At 70.0% G+C, this 20,351-nt stretch carries 23 protein-coding genes, 3 tRNA genes, 1 other RNA gene and 1 pseudogene; 11 read left to right on the top strand and 17 right to left on the bottom strand.

Annotated elements, in window-relative coordinates; all coding sequences use genetic code 11:
- The 4 genes and pseudogenes from IPL89_02555 to IPL89_02540 form a co-directional block, all read right to left on the bottom strand.
- A partial coding sequence (locus IPL89_02555) for a PIN domain-containing protein (GenBank protein MBK9062067.1) occupies window positions 1-535 on the bottom strand: 535 nt, incomplete at its 3' end.
- Window positions 536-826, bottom strand: a complete 291-nt coding sequence (locus tag IPL89_02550) for a type II toxin-antitoxin system prevent-host-death family antitoxin (GenBank protein MBK9062066.1) — start codon at window positions 824-826, stop codon at window positions 536-538.
- Window positions 827-918: 92 nt separating this feature from the next.
- Window positions 919-1,510: pseudogene (locus tag IPL89_02545) on the bottom strand (DUF882 domain-containing protein).
- 165 nt (window positions 1,511-1,675) lie between these two features.
- Complete coding sequence (locus IPL89_02540) at window positions 1,676-2,029, bottom strand: hypothetical protein (GenBank protein ID MBK9062065.1); 354 nt, start codon at window positions 2,027-2,029, stop codon at window positions 1,676-1,678.
- Here IPL89_02540 and IPL89_02535 point away from each other — a divergent pair.
- From IPL89_02535 to IPL89_02525, 3 genes are read left to right on the top strand one after another with little or no spacing between them, the layout of a single operon-like run.
- Window positions 2,022-2,735 carry a L,D-transpeptidase family protein gene (locus IPL89_02535; protein MBK9062064.1) on the top strand — a complete coding sequence of 238 codons (714 nt, stop codon included), beginning with the start codon at window positions 2,022-2,024 and terminating at the stop codon, window positions 2,733-2,735. The two genes, IPL89_02540 and IPL89_02535, sit on opposite strands and share 8 nt — an antisense overlap.
- Before the next feature lie 44 nt (window positions 2,736-2,779).
- Entirely contained in the window at window positions 2,780-3,082 is a 303-nt protein-coding gene (locus IPL89_02530) for a type II toxin-antitoxin system prevent-host-death family antitoxin (GenBank protein MBK9062063.1), read from the top strand.
- Window positions 3,079-3,348: a Txe/YoeB family addiction module toxin gene (locus tag IPL89_02525; GenBank protein ID MBK9062062.1), complete on the top strand. Its 270-nt coding sequence runs from the start codon at window positions 3,079-3,081 to the stop codon at window positions 3,346-3,348. The genes IPL89_02530 and IPL89_02525 overlap by 4 nt, the downstream gene beginning before the upstream one ends.
- Here the strand turns inward: IPL89_02525 and IPL89_02520 are convergent.
- The 6 genes from IPL89_02520 to ffs form a co-directional block, all read right to left on the bottom strand.
- Window positions 3,342-5,249 (bottom strand): hypothetical protein, encoded by a 1,908-nt coding sequence (locus tag IPL89_02520; GenBank protein ID MBK9062061.1) that lies wholly within the window; start codon window positions 5,247-5,249, stop codon window positions 3,342-3,344. The genes IPL89_02525 and IPL89_02520 overlap by 7 nt on opposite strands.
- A gap of 101 nt (window positions 5,250-5,350) precedes the next feature.
- Window positions 5,351-5,935: a GTPase domain-containing protein gene (locus IPL89_02515; protein ID MBK9062060.1), complete on the bottom strand. Its 585-nt coding sequence runs from the start codon at window positions 5,933-5,935 to the stop codon at window positions 5,351-5,353.
- Between the two features lie 9 nt (window positions 5,936-5,944).
- The gene (locus IPL89_02510) at window positions 5,945-6,439 is read right to left on the bottom strand and encodes a roadblock/LC7 domain-containing protein (protein MBK9062059.1); all 495 of its coding nucleotides are present in this window, start codon (window positions 6,437-6,439) and stop codon (window positions 5,945-5,947) included.
- A gap of 23 nt (window positions 6,440-6,462) precedes the next feature.
- Window positions 6,463-7,071: a recombination protein RecR gene (gene recR, locus IPL89_02505; GenBank protein ID MBK9062058.1), complete on the bottom strand. Its 609-nt coding sequence runs from the start codon at window positions 7,069-7,071 to the stop codon at window positions 6,463-6,465.
- A complete protein-coding gene (gene dnaX / locus IPL89_02500) occupies window positions 7,072-8,949 on the bottom strand; it encodes a DNA polymerase III subunit gamma/tau (protein ID MBK9062057.1) in 1,878 nt (625 codons plus the stop codon). It lies immediately after the preceding gene.
- A gap of 43 nt (window positions 8,950-8,992) precedes the next feature.
- Window positions 8,993-9,091: signal recognition particle sRNA small type (gene ffs / locus IPL89_02495), an RNA gene on the bottom strand.
- Window positions 9,092-9,176: 85 nt separating this feature from the next.
- On the opposite strand from ffs, the gene IPL89_02490 reads away from it, so the two are divergent.
- From IPL89_02490 to IPL89_02470, 5 genes are all read left to right on the top strand, one after another.
- On the top strand, window positions 9,177-9,629 hold the full coding sequence (locus tag IPL89_02490) for a hypothetical protein (GenBank protein MBK9062056.1): 453 nt from the start codon (window positions 9,177-9,179) through the stop codon (window positions 9,627-9,629).
- A gap of 98 nt (window positions 9,630-9,727) precedes the next feature.
- Window positions 9,728-11,347 (top strand): hypothetical protein, encoded by a 1,620-nt coding sequence (locus IPL89_02485; GenBank protein MBK9062055.1) that lies wholly within the window; start codon window positions 9,728-9,730, stop codon window positions 11,345-11,347.
- Between the two features lie 25 nt (window positions 11,348-11,372).
- Window positions 11,373-12,254 (top strand): class II glutamine amidotransferase, encoded by an 882-nt coding sequence (locus IPL89_02480; protein ID MBK9062054.1) that lies wholly within the window; start codon window positions 11,373-11,375, stop codon window positions 12,252-12,254.
- A 43-nt stretch (window positions 12,255-12,297) separates the two neighbouring features.
- Complete coding sequence (locus IPL89_02475; protein MBK9062053.1) at window positions 12,298-13,893, top strand: DUF1957 domain-containing protein; 1,596 nt, start codon at window positions 12,298-12,300, stop codon at window positions 13,891-13,893.
- Window positions 13,894-13,908: 15 nt separating this feature from the next.
- Window positions 13,909-14,742, top strand: coding sequence for a lysophospholipid acyltransferase family protein (locus IPL89_02470; protein ID MBK9062052.1), 834 nt, complete (start codon window positions 13,909-13,911; stop codon window positions 14,740-14,742).
- Between the two features lie 5 nt (window positions 14,743-14,747).
- Here the strand turns inward: IPL89_02470 and IPL89_02465 are convergent.
- The 5 genes from IPL89_02465 to IPL89_02445 form a co-directional block, all read right to left on the bottom strand.
- Window positions 14,748-14,837: transfer RNA gene (locus IPL89_02465), tRNA-Ser, on the bottom strand.
- 53 nt (window positions 14,838-14,890) lie between these two features.
- Window positions 14,891-15,349, bottom strand: coding sequence for a hypothetical protein (locus IPL89_02460; protein ID MBK9062051.1), 459 nt, complete (start codon window positions 15,347-15,349; stop codon window positions 14,891-14,893).
- A 94-nt stretch (window positions 15,350-15,443) separates the two neighbouring features.
- Window positions 15,444-15,533, bottom strand: a tRNA-Ser gene (locus tag IPL89_02455).
- Window positions 15,534-15,573: 40 nt separating this feature from the next.
- The gene (locus IPL89_02450; GenBank protein MBK9062050.1) at window positions 15,574-16,335 is read right to left on the bottom strand and encodes a zinc ribbon domain-containing protein; all 762 of its coding nucleotides are present in this window, start codon (window positions 16,333-16,335) and stop codon (window positions 15,574-15,576) included.
- Window positions 16,301-16,750 carry a nucleoside deaminase gene (locus IPL89_02445; protein MBK9062049.1) on the bottom strand — a complete coding sequence of 150 codons (450 nt, stop codon included), beginning with the start codon at window positions 16,748-16,750 and terminating at the stop codon, window positions 16,301-16,303. Before IPL89_02445 ends, IPL89_02450 begins: the two co-directional genes overlap by 35 nt.
- A 98-nt stretch (window positions 16,751-16,848) precedes the next feature.
- On the opposite strand from IPL89_02445, the gene IPL89_02440 reads away from it, so the two are divergent.
- The gene (locus IPL89_02440) at window positions 16,849-17,316 is read left to right on the top strand and encodes a hypothetical protein (GenBank protein MBK9062048.1); all 468 of its coding nucleotides are present in this window, start codon (window positions 16,849-16,851) and stop codon (window positions 17,314-17,316) included.
- A gap of 26 nt (window positions 17,317-17,342) precedes the next feature.
- On the opposite strand, the gene IPL89_02435 is transcribed toward IPL89_02440, so the two are convergent.
- A complete protein-coding gene (locus IPL89_02435; protein ID MBK9062047.1) occupies window positions 17,343-17,912 on the bottom strand; it encodes a hypothetical protein in 570 nt (189 codons plus the stop codon).
- Window positions 17,913-17,947: 35 nt separating this feature from the next.
- Window positions 17,948-18,025: transfer RNA gene (locus tag IPL89_02430), tRNA-Arg, on the bottom strand.
- A gap of 157 nt (window positions 18,026-18,182) precedes the next feature.
- Between IPL89_02430 and IPL89_02425 the strand changes: the two genes are divergently transcribed.
- Window positions 18,183-18,968 (top strand): ATP-binding cassette domain-containing protein, encoded by a 786-nt coding sequence (locus IPL89_02425; protein MBK9062046.1) that lies wholly within the window; start codon window positions 18,183-18,185, stop codon window positions 18,966-18,968.
- Between the two features lie 2 nt (window positions 18,969-18,970).
- Window positions 18,971-20,347, top strand: a complete 1,377-nt coding sequence (locus IPL89_02420) for an ABC transporter permease (GenBank protein ID MBK9062045.1) — start codon at window positions 18,971-18,973, stop codon at window positions 20,345-20,347.
- Window positions 20,348-20,351: the final 4 nt, after the last annotated feature.

Below are 20,351 nucleotides of genomic sequence, written 5' to 3'. Positions count from 1 at the left end.
AATCTTCCTCCGGCTGCCAGCGGTACATCTCGGTCGCGGCCATCGCGGCGTGGATGTCACGGGGCAACTCCTCGGCAGGTTGCTCCTCGGCGGGTTGCGGCTCGGCAGGTCGCGCCTCGGTGGGTTGTCGGCCGCCAAGGACGCGACAGAGGACGAGGCCGGGCACCGTCTCGAAGTGCCCGGTTCTCCCGGTCACGAGCTCGAGGCCGTGGCGGATCGCGGTCGCGGCGATCTGGAGGTCCGCGTCCGCGAGGGAGTGACCGCTCTTCAGACCGGCCTCGATCTCGCCGTAGACGCGCGCCACCGCCACGTCGAACGGAAGGACGGTGACGCTCGGCAGGACGCGCTTCTCGATGTTCTCGAGGTGAAACCGGGCACGCCCGGACCGGGACGCTCCCCGGTAGAGCTCCGCCGCGACGACGGCGCCCGTGAACTGATCCTCACGCGGCACGGTCCGAAGCCACTGAATGAACTCCGGAGCCGGCCGCTCCCGCAGGACCTCCGCAACGGCGTCCGTGTCGAAGAGAAAGGCCATTCAACGCCCGAGGCGCGGCCGCCGGCGCGGAGCGGAACGTCCGGTCGAATCGAGGCTCGAGACGAGGTCTTCGGCGCCCTTCCAGCCCCCCGCCACGGAGGCGAGTCCCTTTTCAGGCCCCGCCGCCCGGAGCCGGCCCACGCGCTCGGCGTCCTTCGCGGGCACGACGGCCGCCACGTCCCGGCCGTGCCTGCGGATCATGACGATGGCGCCGGCCTCCGCCTGGCGCACGATTTCGGAGAACCGCGCTTTCGCCTCGACGACGGAAACGGGGCTTGCCGGCCTGGCCATATTATGACCTCTCTGGTCATTATGACCTGTATCGTGGACGCCGTCAACGCGCGTGCGAGTAAGGTGTGGCGCGGCGCCCGCCGGGGGCGTTCCTACCAGCTGCGGACGCGGCCGGTGTCGACGTGCAGGAACTGGTCGGTGTAGTAGCCGACGCCGCCGAGCTTGAGGTCGAGCGCGGCCGCGCGCAGGCGGGTGAGCGGGACTCCCGCGAGCCGCACGTCGGCCGCCATGCCCTTGAGGTGCAGGCTGTGCCGCGCGACGGCGCCGGAGCGGTTGCGCAGCAGCTCGTTCGAGCGCGGCGACCGGTAGCCCGAGACGATCTCGTATACGGCGGGCGAATCCTCGCCCGCCGCCTGCAGCTTCAGGAGGTGCAGGAGATCGAGGAGGCTTCGGGTCGATGCGCTGGACGTCGCCCGTGCGGTGGTCGCGCAGGATCCAGTCGATCGCGGTGAGGCCGGACTCCTGGTAGCGCCCCGCAATCCAGTACGGCGCGTCGAGCTTCTCGTTCGTGTGCGTGTTGCGGAACGCGAGCGCGCGCACGCCGGTCTCCCCCGCGGACTCGCGGGCGAGCTTCTCCAGCGAGGCCTGCAGCGGCTTCGGGAGGAGGGAGGCGGCCGCTACGGCGAGGACGGACGTGCAGAGGCGGCGCCGTGAAAGGTCGAGGGGGCCTTCAAGCGCCGCGATTTTGACAGCCGGAGCCAGATGGAACAACCTCCGGCTACCAATGAGACGCCTCACCTTTGTTTTCAGTACTTTGGCGTTATGCGCCTGCACCCTGGGCGCCCGCGCACAGGCTCCCCCTCCCACGCGCGTCGCCGTGTACGACTGGCTCGCGGCGCACCTTCCCCGCTACCAGGCGCTCGCCAAGAAGCCCTGGCCCGGGCAGTCCCCGCCGTGAAGAAAGTCAAGCCGGGCGACGCGTACCCCGGCGTCGCGCCCCTCGCGGAGATCCTCAAGGACGTCGGCGACCTGCCGGAAGGCGCCGCGACCCCTGCCGACGGCACCTACGGCGGCGCGCTCGTGGACGCCGTCAAAAACGTTCCAGGGCCGCCACGGCCTCGCTCCGACGGCGTGATCGGCCCCGCCGACGCTCGCCGCGCTGAACCACCCGTACACGAAGCGGCTGCAGGAGATCGAGGAGTCCCTGAAGTGGCTCGCGACGATCCCAGTGCCGGACGCCGAGTCCATTGTCATCGTGAACATCCCGGCGTTCCAGCTCTACGCCTGGACGGCCGCCGACCGCGGGAAGAAGGCGACGCTCACGATGCCCGTCGTCGTCGGGAAGGCCGCGCGGACGCGCACGCCAGTCCTCGCCGCCGAGATCTCGTACCTCGTCTTCCGGCCTTACTGGTACGTACCGCGCAGCATCGTCGTGAAGGAGATGCTCCCGGCGTACGCGAAGAACCCCGCGTACTTCGACACGAAGGATCTCGAGCTCACGGCGACGAGCGATGACTCGAAGCCCGGCCTCCCGGCGACGCCCGAGAACGTCGAGAAGCTCCGCGCCGGGAAGCTCGGCGTCCGCCAGAAGCCCGGCCCGCGCAACGCCCTCGGGCGGGTGAAGTTCATCTTCCCGAACTCCGAGTCCGTCTACCTCCACGACACGCCGGCGAAGTCGCTCTTTTCACGCGACCGGCGCGACTTCTCGCACGGCTGCGTGCGCGTCTCGGACCCGCCGGCCCTCGCGGAGTTCCTGCTGAGGGGCACGCCCGGCTGGGGCACCCCCGCGATCGCCGCGGCGATGGAGGCGGAGCGACCGAAGGTCGTCCTGCTGAAGCCGCGCGTCCCCGTCTGGCTCATCTACACGACGGCCCTCGCGAGCACGGACGGAACGCTCGCGTTCTGGGAGGACGTCTACAGGAAGGGCTCGCCCGCGGGCGGGCCCGCGGCACCGCCCGCGTTGCGTTGAATTCGTGCCCGCGATCCTGTACCGTACTCCTGTACAGGTGACCCATGACGATCGAAGCGACATACACCCATGCGCGCGCTCACTTCGCCTCTCTTTGTGAGGCCGTCGTCCAAGACCGCTACTCGGTGATCATCCGCCGCCGCGGAGCCGAGGACGTTGCACTCGTTTCGGCCGCCGAGCTCCGAAGCCTCGAGGAGACCGCGCACCTTCTCCGGTCGCCCAGGAACGCCTCCCGGCTTCTCGCGGCCCTCAACCGCGCGACCACGAGGAAGCTGAAGGGGTCGTCGCCGGACGCTCTTCGGAAGAAGCTCGGGCTCGTCCCGGCGCGCCCGAAGCGCGCTCGGTGAACACCCGACCAAGGGTCGCCATCTTTCACAAGGAGTTCCTGGAGGATCTCCGTTTCTGGGTGGATACCAACAGGAAGACCGCACTGCGGGCGCTCGATCTGGTCGAGGCGGTCCTCCGCGACCCCTTCAAAGGAATCGGAAAGCCCGAGCCGCTCCGCCATCTTCACAAAGGCGCCTGGTCGCGACGGCTGACCGAAGAACATCGCCTCGTCTATCTCGTCCGCGACGACAGCGTCGACTTCCTGCAGGCGCGCTACCACTACTGACCCGGAGGAGCCTCCTTCGGAGACGCCTCGTCCGGCGCCGCCTTCGGCGGCAGGACGAACGAGAGCGGGTTCTTCCGGAAGTGCGTGAAGACGTGCTTGAGGACGCCCCAGAGGTCCTGGTTCGTCATCTCGAAGGCGCGGGCCGCGTTGACGAGGGAGAGCGTGAAGGCGACCGTCAGGTTCAGGACGAACATGACGGCGATGCCGCCGAGCGCGCGGTAGAACCACCCGCCGAGGAGCCACCTCTCCCCGAGGCCCGCGGCCGAGAGCGCGAGCGTGCCCGTCGAGAGCGTCACGTGCCGGACGTCGAACGGGATGCCGAAGAACCGACCGACGGCCGGCGCGAAGCCGAGCAGGAACCCGAGCGCGACGTTCGTGCCCCAGCCCGACGCGTTTCGACTCAGCGAGGCGCCGATGCGCTGGAGGCGCTCCCTCGAGAAGAGTCCGCCCGGCTTCTTCTCCGCGAGCGCCTCGGGCAGGCGGTGCACGGTGACCCAGTTCTCGAACCAGCCGCCCGCGACGCTTCCCATCCAGAGGAGGACTCCCGTGAGGGCGGCGAAGAAGACCGTCCCGCTGTCGAGCGGGCTGAGCGTCTCGAACGTGTGCGCCGCGACCTCCGGATCGAGGTACGCGTGGCCCGACGCGAGGCGCCAGAGCCCGTCGAACAGCGTCGCGCCGGCGGCGACGGCGAGGACGTTCGCGGCCGCCGCCGCGATCTGCGAGCTCGTGAGACGCGAGAAGAACGTCGCGACGCGCTCGAGCCGGTCCTCGCCCTCGCTCGACTGGATGATCTTCGCGAGCGTCGCGGCCGTCATCGCGGGCTGCTTCGTCGCGAGGATGAGGCCGAACGCCTGGAGGGCGAGGAAGCTCACGGCGTAGTTGAGGCCGTAGAGAAAGCTCTCCGGAAACGGCGCCAGGTGGAGCTCGTGCACGACCATCTTGATCGCGGCGGTCAGGACCGTCAGCGCGCCGCCGCCCGCAGCCGCCGTCCAGATGTGCCGGTAGTCCTTCTTGTCCGTCGCGACGTAGTGCTCGCCCGTCTCGCCGGAGCGCTCGACGATCTTGCGGTCGAGGAGGTGAAGGTTCCACTTCACGAGGTGCCGGACGGAGCGGTCCTGCTGCGCGAGCGTCGCGAGGCGCACGAGGAGGCGGTGGGCCGCGCGCGAGGTCTCGCCCCCGGGCGCCGCGTCGATCACGTCGGCCATGAGGGCCATGCGCGTGAGGCAACGGTCCACGACCTCGAGGTCGAAGACGCTCTGGACGCTGACGCCCGCGTCCTCGAGGCCCTGCTGGACGGCCCGCGCCTCCTTGCGGCATTCGCCCGAATTCTTTCGGAACGCGGCGGACGCCGCGCGCACGTCGCCGCCCGCGGCCCACGCCTCGAGAAGCGCGTCGGCGGAGCTCTTCAGTCGATAGAAGGGCGACTCGGCCACCCGCATTCCGGTGCCGCGCGCGCGCAGGTCGCGCGAGAGCCCGTGCGCGAGGACGCGCGCGGCGAGCAGCCGGAAGCCGTCCGCGAAGCCCTGCCGCAGGGGCGCCCAGGCCCCGGCCCCCGCGCCCGCGAAGAGCTCGACGAGGCCGTGAATGACGCGCGGGTCGCGCTCCTTCAGGGCGTCGACGTCCGACGCGCTCTTGAAGAGGCGCCTCACGACGCGCGAGAGGTCACGGTCGTCGCGCGGCTCGGGCAGGAAGCGGCTCGAGATGCGGTTGGACAACTCGGCGAGAAAGCCGCGCTCGGACGGGATGCCCGTCTCGCCGAAGAGCGCCGTGGAATCGGTCTCCGAGAGGAGCGCCGCGAACGCGGCGTGGAAGCGCGCCTTCCACGCGGCGTCGGCATTCAGGGCGTCGACGAGCGGGATGGCCTCGGACGGACGGGCGGCGATGATGCGCGCCGACCGCACGAGCCGGACGAACGCGTCCGGACCGGTCGCCCACGCCCTCGGCGGAGAGGAACGCGTCGAGACGCTCGCCCATGTCCCGGAGCGCGAGCGGGTCCACGGGCCTACTTCTTCCGGAGCTCCATGAGGACTTGCTTCGCCACGGCCTTGAGCGTGTCGAAGACGCCCTGGCCGGTCGGAGCGATCGCCTCGAACGTCGGCTCGCCCTTGAAGTTCAGCTGGCGGTAGAGCTCCTCGGCGGGCATCGCCGTCGGGAGGTCGCGCTTGTTGAGCTGGAGGACGTACGGGATGACCTGGAGGTCGAACCCGTGCTCGGCGAGGTTCTTGTCCAGGTTCTGGAGCGACTCGATGTTCGCGTCCATGCGCGCTTCCTGCGAGTCGGCCACGAAGACGACGCCGTCGACACCCTTGAGGATGAGCTTGCGGCTCGCGTCGTAGAAGACCTGGCCGGGGACCGTGTAGAGGTGGAACCGCGTCTTGAAGCCCCGCACCGTCCCGAGGTCGAGCGGGAGAAAGTCGAAGAACAGCGTGCGGTCCGTCTCCGTCGCGAGGGAGATGAGCTTTCCCTTCGCCGCGGGATTCGTGCGGTCGTAGATGTACTGCAGATTCGTGGTCTTGCCGCAGAGGCCGGGACCGTAGAAGACGATCTTGCAGTTGATCTCGCGGGCCGCGTAGTTGATGAACGTCATCGAGCTGCGCTACTCCCGGAAGAGGCTGTCGATGTCTTCGTCGGTGATCTCGGCGAAGGGTGAGTCGTAGCCTTCCTGCCTGCGGACCTTCTCGGACTCCACTTTCTTCTGAATGGTCTCGAAGATGCGTTCGAGCTCGGCGTTCGCCTTGCGGACGCGGAGCCTCACGAGCCCGAGCGAGGAGCGCTCGTCGAAGATGACGACGAGGATGACGCGCTGGCCGACGATGGAGATGTAGACGTTGTCGCGCTCGCCCTCGTGGAAGAGGACCGGAAATTCCTTTTCGCCGATCAGGCGCGCGAGGCCGTCCGTCGCGGCGACGTTGCCGGCCGTGAGCGAGGCGAGCGACGTCGTGTCGAGAGACTCCATGTCGCCCATGGCGGCGATCTGTTGCCCGTTCTTGTCGACGATGAAGACGACCTTCGCCTGGGCGTCCACCTTCAGACGTCCGATGACGTCCTTGATCTGATGGAACTCCTCGTCGAAGAGAACGAAATCGGACATGCGTTTCGGGACAGTTTACCCGATCACATCTCCCGGCGGCCCGCGAGGGACCGGGAAAGCGTCACGTCGTCGGCGAATTCGAGCGCCGCGCCCACCGGGAGGCCCAGCGCGAGGCGGGTCACCCGCACCCCGAGCGGCTTCAGGCGGCGGGCCAGATAGAGGGCCGTGGCCTCCCCCTCGACGTTCGGGTTCGTGGCGATCAGGACTTCCTCGATGCGCGTCTCGGGAGCGGCCTTCTCGACCCGGAGGACGAGGTCGGCCACGCTCAGATCGTCGGGGCCGATGCCCCGGAGCGGCGCGAGCGCGCCGCCGAGGACGTGGTAGCGCCCCCGGAACTCGTGCGTGCGCTCGAGGACGTCCACGTCGAACGCCTCCTCGACCACCGCGAGGACGCGCCCGTCCCGAGCCGGGTCGGCGCAGACCGAGCAGGGGTCGTCTTCCGTGAGGGCGTGGCAGACGCCGCAATCGCGCGTCTTCGCCCGGGCCTCCGTCACGGCGGACGTCAGCATCGCCGCGTCGAACTCCGGCGCCGCGAGCAGGAAATGCGCGATGCGCCGGGCGCTCTTCGGGCCGATGCCGGGCAGCTTCTCGAGGGCCGCCACGAGGCGGTCGAGGGCCGGGAGGGACGCCATTCAGCGGCCCTTGGGCCGGCCGGAGCCGTCGTCGCGCTTGACGTCCGCGATCTCGCCGCCGAAGAGATCCATCATCTTCTTCACGCGCTCGTCGGACGCGACCTTGTGCCGGAGGTGCTCCTTCTCGAGAGCCGCGGGGTCCGCGGCGGCGGCGGCGGCCGTGAGGTCGCCGCCCGGAGGCGAGGCGTTCTCGACGACGACCTTCGCGCCGCGGCCGACGACCTTGAGCGCGGCTTCTTCGAGGACGCGCGCGACGGCCGGCTCGGCGAGCCGCTTCTCGACGATCGTGCTCGGCGGGTCGAGGAGGATTCGCACGACCTTGCCCTCGAGCGTGATCGACGTGTCCTCGAGAACCGCGCCGAGCTGCGAGTTCTTCTTCTCGACGGCCGCGCGGAACGCGCCCGCGGGGTCGGGGGTCGCGAGGGGCTCGGGGATGATCTCGAGAGGCGTCAGGCCGACGAAACGGGGCACCTCTTCGGAAGAGGAAGAAGAATTTTCTGCTTCGGACGGCATCGGGACGCGACCGTGCGCCTCGTGCTTTGGCGTAGCAACCGCCACCGCAGCAGAAGATTTCTTAGAAGGTGAATATTCGGACGCGGCCGGCTCGCTGGTCGCGCGCGAGGCGGGCCCCGCCGCCCCTCCGCCGCTCGCGCGGGCCTCGCCCCCTTCACCTTTCGAAGAAAATCCCCCTCCCCCCGTCCGACCAGAAAGAAACTCTTCTATTCCGACGAGCTTCGGAAGCTCCGCGAGCCGCAGCAGGAGCACTTCGAACGCGAGCGCGGGCACGTCGGACCTTCTGAGCGTGCCGTCGGACTCGGAGAGGAGCGTCAGGAGGCGCAGGAGCGTCTGGTAGGGCGTCACGCGCGCGAATCCGGCGAGGCGCGCGGCGCCGTCCTCGGAGAGCCCGGGAGGCGGCAGCGCGGCCGGGTCGGCCGCGAGGCGCACGGCGCCGCGGACGAGGGCGGTCAGGTCGTGGAGCGTCGAGCGCGGGTCCGCGCCGGCCGCGTCCAGCTCGGCGCAGCCCTTGAGGACGCCGGCGCGGTCGCCCGACAGCACCGACGCGAGGAGCGCGACGAGCGCGGTGCGGTCGGGCGCGCCGAGGAGCGCCGCGACGTCGGCGGCGGTCACGCTGCCGCCCGAGCGCGCGGCGGCCTGGTCGAACAGGGAAAGCCCGTCGCGGAGGCTGCCCGTCGCCGCGGCCGCGAGCGCGCCGAGCGCGGGGCGCTCGACGAAAGGCGACCCCTTCTTCGCGGCCGAGGCGGACTCGACGACGGCAAAGCCCTCGCGCCCCGCCACGTCCGCGAGCCGGTCGGCGACTTCGTCGTCCGTGAGACGGCGGAAGTCGAAGCGCTGGCAGCGCGAGAGGATCGTGGCCGGAATCTTGTGGCGCTCGGTCGTCGCGAGAATGAAGACGGCGTGCGAGGGCGGCTCCTCGAGCGTCTTGAGGAGGGCCTGGAACGCGGCCGACGAGATCGCGTGGACCTCGTCGATGATGAAGACCTTGCGGCGGTCGCGCGAGGGCGCGTACGAGACGACCTCGATGAGATCGCGCGCCTGGTCGACCTTGCCGTGCGTGGCGCCGTCGATCTCGAGCGCGTCGATCGAGCGCCCCTCGAGGACCTCCGTGCACGAGGCGCACGTCCCGCAGGGCGTCGCCGTGGGACGGTCGGACGTGTTGCAGTTGATGGCTGCCGCGAGGAGGCGCGCCGTCGTCGTCTTGCCGACGCCGCGCGGGCCCGAGAACAGGTACGCGTGGGCGAGCCGGTCGGCCGTCACGGCGTTCGTGAGGGCCCGGACGATCTCCTCCTGGCCGACCACGTCCGCGAACGTGCGCGGGCGCCATTTGCGGGCGAGGGGGACCCAGTTCGCGTCGCTCACGGGGGGTGACTGTACTCGAAAAAAAGACCCCCGAGCCCCCCGATGAGTCCGGGCGATCCGCGGCGCCCGGGCCTTACTCCTGAGTGCTGCTTCCTTCCGGACCTGACACGGTTCGGAGGGGACCGTCGCGCGGGACCCGAACTCATCCGGGGGCCCGGGGGACGCGCATTCTAGCAGCCGCGGCCTCCCTTGTGCCGCCCGCCGCGGTTCTGTAAAACGGGACCGCTTTGGCCTCGCCGCCTCTCCGCGTCTTCTTCCTCTGGCACTTCCACCAGCCGTGGTACGTGACGTTCGACGGCCAGCCGGCGCAGCTGCCCTGGGTGCGCCTCCACGCCCTCAAGGACTACGCCTCGCTGCCCGCCCTCTTCTCGGCGCACCCGCGCGTGCCGCACGCCGCGAACCTCGTGCCGGGGCTCCTCGACCAGATCGAGATGCTCACGAAGGGCGGGTCGGACGCGTTCCTCGAGATCGCGAGGACGCCCGTGTCGCAGTGGGACTCGGGCGCGGCGCGCTTCGTCCTCGAGAACTTCTTCTCCGTGAACGACCGCGTCCTCGCGCGCTTCCCGCGGTACGCCAACCTCAAGATGCGCGCCGAGGCGGGCGAGGCCGCTTCTCCGAGGCCGACTTCCGCGACCTCGTCGTCCTCTTTCACCTCGCGTGGTCGAGCCCCGCGCTCCTGAAGGACCCGCTCCTCGTCCACCTGAGGAAGCGGGGGCACGCGTTCACGGAGGAGGACAAGACATCCCTCCTCGACCGGCAGGCCGCGGCGCTCGGCGAGGTGCTGCCCGCGTGGAAGGCGGCGTTCGCGAGCGGAAACGTCGAGGCGGCGACGAGCCCGTACCACCACCCGATCCTCCCGCTGCTCGCGGACTCGAGCGTCGCGCGCCAGTCGCTGCCCGACGCGCCGCTCCCCTCGCCGCGCTTCTCGCACCCCGACGACGCGCGCTCCCAGCTCACGCTCGGCCTCTCGACGTTCGAGCGGCACTTCGGCTTCCGCCCCAAGGGGATGTGGCCGCCCGAGGGCGCGCTCTCGGAGGCCGCGCTCGCGCTCCTCGGAGAGACAGGCGTCTCGTGGGTCGCCTCCGACGAGGCGCTCCTCTTCCACTCCCCGCCCGTCTCCCGCCGGTCGTTCGGCGAGGGGGACCGCGCGCGCCTGCTCTTCCGCCCGTGGAAACTCACGGGCGTCGTGTCGCCGGCGGTCTTCTTCCGCGACCGCGTCCTCTCGGACCGCATCGGCTTTTCATACGCGACGTGGGAGCCCGCCGACGCCGCGGCCGACTTCGTCGCGCGCCTCGTCTCGATCCGCAACGCGGCGCCCGAGGCCGAGCTCGTCGTGCCCGTCATCCTCGACGGCGAGAACGCGTGGGAGACGTATCCCGAAAACGGCGAGCCGTTCCTGAACGCGCTCGCGGCGGCCCTCGAGACCCGCGACGACATCCGCGTCGTGACGCCGTCGCAGGCGCTCGCCGAGATCCCGCCCACCCCGCTCGAGGGCCTCGTCGCAGGCTCGTGGGTGAACGGCACGCTCGCGACGTGGATCGGCTCGCCCGCGAAAAACCGCGCGTGGAAGCTTCTCGCGAGCGCGCGCGACGCGCTCGCGGGGTTCGTCGCGGCGACGCCCGTCGTCCCGCCGCCGGAGGTCCTCGCGGGCCGCGCGGATGCGGCGGCGACGGCGAAGGCCGCGCTCTTCGCCGCCGAAGCCTCGGACTGGTTCTGGTGGTTCGGGGACGACCACACGTCGGCGCACGACGCCGTCTTCGACGAGCTCTTCCGGCGCCACCTCGCGGCGGCGTACCGCGCAGCCGGGCGGCCCGTGCCCGCCGAGCTCCTCGAGCCGGTGGACCCGGCGCGCGCGCCGGCGTTCGAGGCTCCGCTCCTGCCGCTCTGGCCCGCGATCGACGGCACGGACGACGGGGCCGAGACGGGCTGGGAGGGCGCCGGGCGCGCGGCGGCGCGCCCCCAGGGAACGATGCACCGCGGCGCGGGCCTCGTGAAGGAAATGCTCTTCGGCGCGGCCGCCTCCGGGGATCCGCTCTTCCTGCGGCTCGAGCCCGGCGAATCGGGCGCGTCCGCCCTCGCCGGCCTCACGCTGCGCGTGGAGTTCATCGTCGCGGGCGCGCCCGAGCCCGCCGCCTTCGAGGCCGTCGTCGCGCCCGGCGTCACGGACGTGAACGGCGCGCGGATCGCGCTCGGCACGGGGCCCGGCGGGGTTCTCGAGGCGCGCCTCCCGCTCGGCGTCCCGCACACGGGCCCGCTCGTCTTCCGGGTGAAGGTCCTCGACGCGAACGGCCGAGTCGCCGAGGCGATCCCAACGGACGGCTGGCTGCGTTTCACGCCGCCGGGCCCGGCATCCTCGGCGGTCAGCCTCCTCCGGTCGAAGGCCAGGCCGGCGGTCTGAGCGCGCGGCGGCGTACGATTCCCGCATGTGCCGCTTCGCCCTCTACGTCGGGCCGCCGATCACGGTCGACTCGCTGACGACGCGCCCCGAGCACTCGATCCTCAAGCAGAGCCTGCACGCCGAGGAGCGCGAGGACCCCACGAACGGCGACGGCTTCGGAGTCGGCTGGTACGTCCCCGAGATCGGGCCCGAGCCGGCGCTCTACCGCTCGCCCGTCCCGTCGTGGAACGACCCGAACCTCCTCCACATCTCACGCGTCTCGAAGAGCCCCTGCATCCTCGCCCACGTGCGAGCGGCGTCGCCGGGCACGGCCGTCTCCGTCTCGAACTGCCATCCCTTTGCGTACGGCCCGTTCGCCTTCATGCACAACGGCGCGATCAGCGGATTTTCCCGCATCCGCAGGCGCCTCGAGGCGGGCCTCTCCGAGGAGGCCTTCGCCGCGATCCAGGGCACGACGGACTCCGAGCTCGCGTTCGCGCTCTTCCTCGACGCGTACGCGAACGTGAAGGCCGAGGACGCGACGGAGCGCATGGTCGGCGCCCTCACGGAAGTCGTCGCGAAGATCGAGTGGACCGCCGACGACGCGGGCGTCAACGAGGCGTCGTACCTCAATTTCGCCGTCACGGACGGGCGGCGCGCGGTCGTCATGCGCTACGCGACACCGCCCCGGGTGCCCGCGAGTCTCTGGGGAAGCCACGGCCGCCACTTCACCTGCGAGGGCGGCGTCTGCCGCATGACCGACCCGGGCAAGGAGGGCGCCGCGACGCTCGTGTGCTCCGAGCCGCTCTCCGCCGACGGCGACTGGCAGAAGATTCCCTCACAGAACATGGTCGTGATCCGCGGCGGCGGGCACGCGGAGCTGCTCCCGATCCCGTTCAACGACCTCACGCGCAGCGTCGCCGGCTGAGAGCGGATCGCGATTGCGCGCGGCGTAGAATCGCCGCCCCTTCATGCGACCGCCGAACACGCTCGTCCTCGTCCTGCACGGCCATATCCCCGACGTCCTCGGGCACGGGACGTGGCCGCACGGCGCGAACTGGCTCTACGAGGCCGCCGCCGAGACGTACCTCCCGTTCCTGCGCGTGGCCGAGCGCCTCCTCGACCGCGGCGTGCCGCTCAAGGCGACCGTCGGAATGACGCCCGTCCTCTGCGAGCAGCTCGCGGACGCGCGCTTCGGCCCGGGATTCGACGCCTACCTCGCGCAGCGCGCCGGCGCGGCGCGAAAGGACCTCGAGAATCTCGGGGCCCTCGGCGACGCGGGAGCGGTCGCCGTGGCGACGTTCTGGGCGAAGTTCTACGAGGAGGCGCGCGCGGACTTCGCGGCGCGGCCCGGAGGCCTCCTCCCGGCCTTCCGGAAGCTCGCCGAGCGCGGCGCGCTCGAGATGATCGCCTCGGCCGCGACGCACGGCTTCCTTCCGCTCCTCCCGAACGACCGCGCGATCGAGCGCCAGCTGGACGTCGGCCTCGCCTCCCACGCGCGGCACTTCGGCCGCCCGGCGCGCGGGATCTGGCTGCCCGAGTGCGCGTACCGGCCCGCGGGCGCGTGGGTCTCCCCCGCGGACGGCCACATCGAGGAGCGCCGCGGCCTCGAGGACTTCCTCTCGCCGCGCGGCGTCGGCTTCTTCTTCGTCGAGACGCACCTCGTGAAGGGCGGGCGGCACGAGCCCGCGTACGGCGGCGTCGTCGAGACGCCCGAGGGCGGCTCGACGCCGTACCGGCTCCACGCCGTCCGGACGTCGGACGGCGGGCGCGTCGGCGTCCTCGCGCGCGACCCGCTCTCCTCGCAGCAGGTCTGGTCGGGGAAGGTCGGCTACCCGGGCGACGGCCGCTACCTCGAGTTCCACAAGAAGCGCGCCCCGAGCGGCCACCGCTACTGGCGCGTCACGGACTCGCGCCTCGACCTCGGCGACAAGCTCCCATACGAGCCTGCCTCGATCCCGGCCGCGCTCGACGCGCACGCGACGCACTTCGTCCACCTCCTCGAGAGCGCGCCCACGCTGCCGGGCGGCGAGGGCGCGACCGTCGTCGCGATGTTCGACTTCGAGCTCTTCGGGCACTGGTGGTTCGAGGGCGTCGAGTTCCTCGCGGCCGTCTTCGAGAAGCTCGCGGGGCGCTCCGGCGTCGTACCGCGCACGGCGAGCGAGGCTCTCGCCGCGACGCGGCCCGAGGGCATCAGGATGCCGGCCGGCACCTGGGGCCGCGGCGGCGACTTCCAGGTGTGGTGGAACGAGCACACGGTCCCCTACTGGCGCGAGGTCGCCGCAACGGAGCTCGCGATCGAAAGGTTCGAGGCGGCGCGCGACACGATCCCGCCGCGCCTCTTCGCCGCGCTCGAGCGCCAGGCCCTGCTCCTGCAGTCGAGCGACTGGCCGTTCCTCATCGACAACGAGGTCTCGCGCGACTACGCCGACGCGCGCATCGTCGGGCACGTCCGCGACTTCTGGCGGCTCGCGCGGATGGCCGACGACGGGACGGCGGACGACGCGTTCCTCGACGAGCTCGACGACCGCGACCGCCTGTTCGCGCCGGAGCTGGAAGGGCGCTGACCGGGGCGCGGGCGCATGCTGTTCGTCGCGTGGATCATGGCCCGCACGCCGCTCGCCGTGGCGGCGGGGTTCTCGGGGGCCGCCGCGTGGCTCTGGTGGCTCTTCATCCCGATCCGGCGGGGCCTCGCCGTCCGCAACTTCCGGAGCGCGTTCCCGGGCGTCCCGCCGGGCGCCCCGCTCCGCCAGATGATGGTCGAGCTCATCCTCGGGTACTTCGAGCTCCTGCACGACGAGCGTGTCCGCGGGAGCGTCGTTCTCTCGCTGGAGGGCATGGAGCCGATCGCCGAGAAGCAGGCCGCGGGCCAGGGGGCGCTCCTCTACTCGGGCCACCTCGGCTCGTGGGACCTCGTCGGGGCCCTCATCGCGCGCGAGACGGGGCTCAAGGCGTCGCTCGTCGTGAAGATCCCGAGCTCGAAATCCGCCGCCGCGCTCATCGAACGCGTCCGCATCGCCTACGGGCTCGGCCTCCTGCCGAACGAGCGCGGGACGATGCGGCGGGCGCTCGAGCTTCTTGGAAAGGGAGAGATCGTCGTCTTCATCATCGACCAGAGGTTTTCGCGCGGCGTCGCCGTGCCGTTCTTCGGCCGCCCCGCCCTGACCTCGCCGTCGATCGCCGTCGCGGCGGCGAAAGCCGGCTGCCCGGTCCACTTCGTCGAGTACTGGCGGGAGGGCACCGCCCGCCACCGGGCGGTCGTCTCCGCGCCTCTCCCGGTGACGGGGAACGAGGTGGAAGACGTCGCGGCCTTCACTTTGAAGATCGAGGAGGCCGTGCGGCGCCGGCCGCACAACTGGCTCTGGCTTCACAACCGCTGGAAGGGAGCCCCGGGGGACGACCGGGGTCCGGCCTGATCAGCTGGCGGTGAGGGTGGGATTCGAACCCACGTTACCCTTTCGGGTAAAACGGTTTTCGAGACCGTCCTGATCAACCACTCCAGCACCTCACCGCACGGTCCGGCCGATCGGAGCCGCGGATCATAGGGGAAAGAGCGGGATCGCGCTACTTCAGGAAGCTGGCCGTCACACGGAGCTTCTTCGCCTCCGGCCAGTCGACGGTCTTGATCTTCATCGCGAAGCTGATCGTGTCGTTCTTCTGGCCCTTGTCCATCGTCGCCGTATGGCTCGCGTCGCCGACGACGTTGCCCTCGGCGTTCAGGAGGACGGCAGTCAGGCGCACCCGGTGGTCGACCCAGTCGGCGTTCGCGTAGCGGAAGCGCAGGAGGAGGAACGTGAGGTCCTTGGGATCATTCGCCTTCGCGGACTGCACCATCTTCTCGTCCGGCGCGTTGTGCGACTCGACGTCGATCAGCGTGCACTTCTCCCACGCGAGGCCGACTTCGATCCGCGTCGCGCGCGGGACGTCGACGTCCTTTTCGAGGAGGGGACCGGCGGCATAGGCCGGGGCTGCGAGGACCGAGGCGAACACGGCGAGGAGGGCGGCGGCGGGCGATCTCTTCATCGAAGAGGTCTCCTTTCGGAGGTGCCGGAACGGACGGACCCCCGCACGGGAGTGCACATCGCGTGCCGGAGCTGACCTCGAAGGGCGAAAAAACTGGCGGACAGGGTGGGATTCGAACCCACGGTAACCTTTCAGCTACACACGGCTTCCAACCGTGCTCCTTAAACCACTCGGACACCTGTCCGCAGCGCGGCAGACCGCGGAGGTTACCCGATCGGGCCGGGTCAGAGGAAGAGGCGACCCAGAAACGCGAGAACGTCCCCGAGGTGTCCTTCGTCGCCCGAAGGGAACGGCGCCGGGGTCGGGCCCAGCTCCGACGCCCCCCTCTTTCTACTTTCTAAAGCAGATATCTCTTCTTCCATTCTTTGTTTTTCTCTCTTCTTGACCCTCTCCCAGCCGCCCTTCTCGACGAAGTCCACGATGCGCGTGAGCTCGCCGCGGTCGAGGAAGGCGCCGTGGTGCCCGCAGACGTCCACGATGACGCCCGAGCCGGCGCCGAAGTTCGACCGATTCATGAACTTCCGGCAGACGGGGCACGCGCGGTAGCGGAAGCCGCGTTCCGGGGCGACCCGCTCCGGGCGGGCGTCAAGAGCGCGCGCCAGTTCGCGCGTCGCGGCATCCTTGACGACCGCGTCGAACGACGCCCGAACCAGGAAGAGCCCGCCGCAGCGCGGGCACTCGGAGAAGCCCGCGACTCCCGCCTGCCGCGCCACGAAGCCCGCCTTGCAGTCCGGACACGTCCCTGGGACGGCGTTCAGCGCCTCGGCGGGCAGAAGCGCGCCGCAGCGCACGCACTTCTCGGCGTCGCGCGGGGAGAGCGCGAAGCACGCGATGCAGCGCCGCGTCGCGAGGAGCGACCCGCAATGCGAGCACGCGCGGTCGCCCTCGCGCACGGCGGCCCCGCAGGACGGACAGCGCAGCGCGGGCGCCTCGGGGGCCTCGAATCCGTTCTCAGCGGGCGGCGCGGGCGGTCCGGCGTTTTTCACGGAAGAATTCCACGAGGATTCTCCCGCACTCCTCCGCGAGGACGCCGGCGGTGACGGCCGGCCGGTGGTTGAGGCGCGGATCGCGGCAGAGGTCGCCGAGCGAGCCCACGAACCCCGCCTTCGGGTCGGAGGCGCCGTAGACGAGGCGCGGGAGCCGGGAGAGGACGATCGCCCCGGCGCACATCGCGCAGGGCTCGAGCGTGACGTAGAGCGTGCAGCCGTCGAGCCGCCACGAGCCGAGCTTCCTGGCGGCCTTGCGGATCGCGAGGACCTCGGCGTGCGCGGTCGGGTCGGCGCCCTTCTCGCGCGCGTTCCACGCGCGCGAGATCACGGCGCCGTCCTTCACGACGACCGCGCCGACGGGCACGTCGGCGTGGAGAGGCGCGCGTCGCGCCGCGGCGAGCGCCTGCTGCATGAAACGGACGTCGGACGCGTGCTCCACGCCCCGGAGATTACGGGATGCCGGCGCCCTCCGCGTGCGATAGTCGCGGAAAGCTGCCACGGAGGTGCGAGATGTTCAAGTGGGCCCGATCCGTGTCCGTCGTCATGGCGCTCGCGGGCGCCGCCTCCGGTCGGGCGGCGGCAGAAGTCCCCGCCCCGCCCAAGGCTTCGGCGGGCGGCGCTCAGGCGGCCGAGCGGTACATCAGCGAGACCGGCGCCGATCTCGCCTCCCTCGACAGCCACTTTCAGAAATATCGCGAGGCCGCCGAGAAGCTCTCCACGCTCTACGCGAAGCTTTCGGCGAAGGCTGCGGAGATTGGAAAGATCGGGTCAGCCATCGGCGCCGCGGCGGGAGGAAGCTCGCAGAACCAGCTCCTTCAGGCGACGAAACAGATGCAGGAGACGCAGATGAGCTTCAACCTGCAGTACCTCCAGCTCCAGAGGCAGATGCAGGACGAGAATCGTTCCTACACGGCCGTTTCGAAGATCATGAAAACGAAGCACGACACGGTCAAGAACTCGATCAGCAACGTTCGCTGAGGAGCGGAGAGCCGAGCCTCCCCGGATCAGCGGCGCGGCGCGGGCGGATCCGCGATCGTCTCCGGGCCGCCGCTCAGGACCACGTCGACGGCCTTCCCGTCGGCGGAAATGACGACGGGGCTGAGGTTCCACATCCCGACCCACTCGTGTTCCCCGTCAGGCTTGATCCACGACACGTACGACGAGACGAAGTACGAGCCGGCCGGCACGTCCGTGAACGTGAACCTGCCCTCGGCGTCCGCCTGAACGATCCGCCGGCACTTGAGCATGGCGGGGTCGGGCACGACCGTCCCGCTTTCCTTCTCGGCCTTGAAGAAGCTCTTCTTGTTCTGATGCTCGACGATCGCCCGAAAGACCGCGGCCGAGTAGCGGGTGGCGGGATCGAGGTAAACCGGCCGGCTCGCTCCCGAAACCAGCTTTCCGTTCCTCTGCCGGGAGAAGGAGTTTCCGGTCAGCCGCCCGCCGGGGCCCGAGGGGCACGCCGCGTCGGCGCGGGCTTCGGGGACGGCCTTGACCTCGACCGGCCCTGACGAGCAGCCGGGCGCGAGCAGCAAGGCGGAGGAGAGCAGAAGAGTCGAACGCAGCGATCCGTTCACGAGCCACCTCACGCCTATATTGCCGTGAAATCGAGTGGTGCGCCCAGGAGGACTCGAACCCCCAACCTTTTGATCCGTAGTCAAACGCTCTGGTCCAGTTGAGCTATGGGCGCACGCGGGGATCGCGGGCAGCGGACCATAGCGAACTCCGGGGCGCGGCGCAAGTCCCTGCCGGAAAGGGCGTTTAGCGGCGCCGTCTCCCGCGGACCTAAACTTCACCCTCGCCCGCCCGTATATCTCTCCGGCTTCTCGCAGGAGGAAAAGAATTCCATGACCGCCGCGATCTCGCTCCACGGTGTCGTGAAGCGCTTCGGCAAGTTCACGGCCGTGAACAAGCTCGACCTCGAGATCCCCCACGGCGTGACGTTCGGCCTCCTCGGCCCGAACGGCGCCGGCAAGACGACGACGATCCGCATGATCATGAACATCACGAAGCCGGACGAGGGCGAGATCCGCGTCCTCGGCGAGGTGATGAACGAGAAGCTCCAGGAGCGGATCGGCTATCTGCCCGAGGAGCGCGGCCTCTATCGGAAGATGAAGGTCATCGACCAGCTGCTGTTCTTCGCCGCGATCAAGAGCGTCGACAAGGCGACCGCGATGAAACGCCTTTCGCCGTGGATCGACTCGATGGACCTGCGCCCGTGGCTCCAGAAGAAGACCGAGGAGCTCAGCAAGGGCATGCAGCAGAAGGTCCAGTTCCTCGGGACGATCGTCCACGACCCGGAGATCCTCATCCTCGACGAGCCGTTCAGCGGCCTCGATCCGATCAACGTCGTCCTCGTGAAGGACTTCCTGACCGCGTTCAAGAAGCAGGGCAAGACGGTGGTCTTCTCGACGCACGTCCTCGAGCAGGCCGAGCGCCTCTGCGAGAGGATCGCGCTCCTCTACCGCGCGCAGAAGCTCCTGGACGGCACGGTCAAGGAGATCAAGATCTCCTACCGGGGCCGCGTCCCGCTGCCGCCGCCCGTCGAGCCCGAGCCCGAGCTCGAGAACATCTTCATCAAGTGCGTCCAGGAGTCGGGTCTTCAGGCGCCGACCGCCGAGGAGCTGAAGTAGCCATGGATTCCAAGCTTGTCGCCGTCATCAAGCGCGAGTACCTCCAGCAGGTGCGCGGGAAGGCATTCTGGGTCGCGACATTCCTGATCCCGACGCTCGGCCTCGGCATGATCTTCATCCAGGTCGCGCTGACCAGGACGCTCGTCGCGAAGGGCCGGATCGCCGTCGTCGACCTTTCCGGCCGCCTCTACGAGCCGCTCGTCGCCGAGTACAAGGCGCGGCCGTCGGACGGGGACGCCGAGAAGCCGAATAAGGAAGAGAAGGCGACGACGACGAAGGTCGACGAGAAGTCCGTCACCGAGAAGATGAACGAGAGCCGCAGCCAGAAGATCGCGACGCAGCTCGACCTCTTCAAGGTGGACGCGACGCCCGAGACGCTGCCCGACGTCCGCACGCGGCTCAACAAGGACGTCCAGTCCGAGAAGATCAAGGCCTACATCGTCCTGACGCCGAAGACGCTCGAGACGGGCCACGCCGAGTGGCGCGCCCAGAGCGTGAAGGCGGAGGTCGTCATGCGCGAGCAGATCGCGAGCCTCCTGTCGCGGGCCGCGACGAAGGAGCGCCTCAAGGACAAGGGCGTCGACCCGAAGGTCTACGAGGCCGCGCGCCTGCGCGTCGACCTCGAGCCGCACGAGGCGAAGGAGGTCGAGAGCGGCGAGAGCGGCAAAAACGTCGGAATGAACCTCGCGATCTCGGCGACGTTCTTCTTCCTGATCTACATCTCGATCTTCGTGTACGGCGCCTACATCATGCGCGGCGTCCTCGAGGAGAAGAACAACCGCATCGTCGAGGTCATCGTCTCGTCGATCCGGCCGACGACGCTCATGCTCGGAAAGATCCTCGGGATCGGGCTCGTCGGCCTCACGCAATACACCGTGTGGGCCACCCTCGCGATCGCGATCACGCTGCCGGGCGTCGCCGCGCTCGCCGGCATGGGCGAGGGGCTCCCCCACATCCCGGTCGCGACGATCGGCGCGTTCGTCCTCTTCTTCGTGCTCGGCTACTTCCTGTACGCGTCTCTCTACGCCGCGCTCTCGGCCCCGTTCAACACGGAGCAGGAGGCGCAGCAGTTCGTGATGATCCCCGGCATGATGCTCATCCTCACGTCGACGACGTGGTTCTTCGCGTTCAACCAGCCGAACGGCCGCCTCGCGACGGTGCTCTCGTTCTTCCCGTTCACGGCGCCGCTCATGATGTTCATGCGCATCAGCGTGCAGACGCCACCGCTCTGGCAGATCGGCGTCTCCGTCACGATCCTCGTCCTGACGATCTGGGCCGTCGCGTGGTTCGCGGGACGGGTCTACCGCGTGGGCATCCTCATGTACGGCAAGAAGCCGACGCTGCCCGAGATCTTCCGCTGGGCGTTCCAGAAGGACTGACGGG

This window comes from Acidobacteriota bacterium, from assembly GCA_016716715.1.
GTDB lineage: Bacteria > Acidobacteriota > Thermoanaerobaculia > UBA5066 > UBA5066 > Fen-183.
Note: the sequence above shows the minus strand (reverse complement) of the source record. Positions and strands in the feature narration are given on the sequence as shown.

What these genes read in the sequence shown, in the direction of transcription:
- IPL89_02480 (MBK9062054.1), top strand. Translation starts at nt 11,373, where the DNA reads ATGTGCCGCTTCGCCCTCTACGTCGGGCCGCCGATCACGGTCGACTCG.
- IPL89_02445 (MBK9062049.1), bottom strand. Translation starts at nt 16,750, where the DNA reads ATGCAGCAGGCGCTCGCCGCGGCGCGACGCGCGCCTCTCCACGCCGAC.
- IPL89_02550 (MBK9062066.1), bottom strand. Translation starts at nt 826, where the DNA reads ATGGCCAGGCCGGCAAGCCCCGTTTCCGTCGTCGAGGCGAAAGCGCGG.
- IPL89_02530 (MBK9062063.1), top strand. Translation starts at nt 2,780, where the DNA reads ATGACGATCGAAGCGACATACACCCATGCGCGCGCTCACTTCGCCTCT.
- recR (MBK9062058.1), bottom strand. Translation starts at nt 7,071, where the DNA reads ATGGCGTCCCTCCCGGCCCTCGACCGCCTCGTGGCGGCCCTCGAGAAG.
- IPL89_02475 (MBK9062053.1), top strand. Translation starts at nt 12,298, where the DNA reads ATGCGACCGCCGAACACGCTCGTCCTCGTCCTGCACGGCCATATCCCC.
- IPL89_02425 (MBK9062046.1), top strand. Translation starts at nt 18,183, where the DNA reads ATGACCGCCGCGATCTCGCTCCACGGTGTCGTGAAGCGCTTCGGCAAG.
- IPL89_02510 (MBK9062059.1), bottom strand. Translation starts at nt 6,439, where the DNA reads ATGTCCGATTTCGTTCTCTTCGACGAGGAGTTCCATCAGATCAAGGAC.
- IPL89_02420 (MBK9062045.1), top strand. Translation starts at nt 18,971, where the DNA reads ATGGATTCCAAGCTTGTCGCCGTCATCAAGCGCGAGTACCTCCAGCAG.
- IPL89_02540 (MBK9062065.1), bottom strand. Translation starts at nt 2,029, where the DNA reads ATGTTCACGATGACAATGGACTCGGCGTCCGGCACTGGGATCGTCGCG.
- IPL89_02515 (MBK9062060.1), bottom strand. Translation starts at nt 5,935, where the DNA reads ATGACGTTCATCAACTACGCGGCCCGCGAGATCAACTGCAAGATCGTC.
- IPL89_02440 (MBK9062048.1), top strand. Translation starts at nt 16,849, where the DNA reads ATGTTCAAGTGGGCCCGATCCGTGTCCGTCGTCATGGCGCTCGCGGGC.
- IPL89_02470 (MBK9062052.1), top strand. Translation starts at nt 13,909, where the DNA reads ATGCTGTTCGTCGCGTGGATCATGGCCCGCACGCCGCTCGCCGTGGCG.
- IPL89_02460 (MBK9062051.1), bottom strand. Translation starts at nt 15,349, where the DNA reads ATGAAGAGATCGCCCGCCGCCGCCCTCCTCGCCGTGTTCGCCTCGGTC.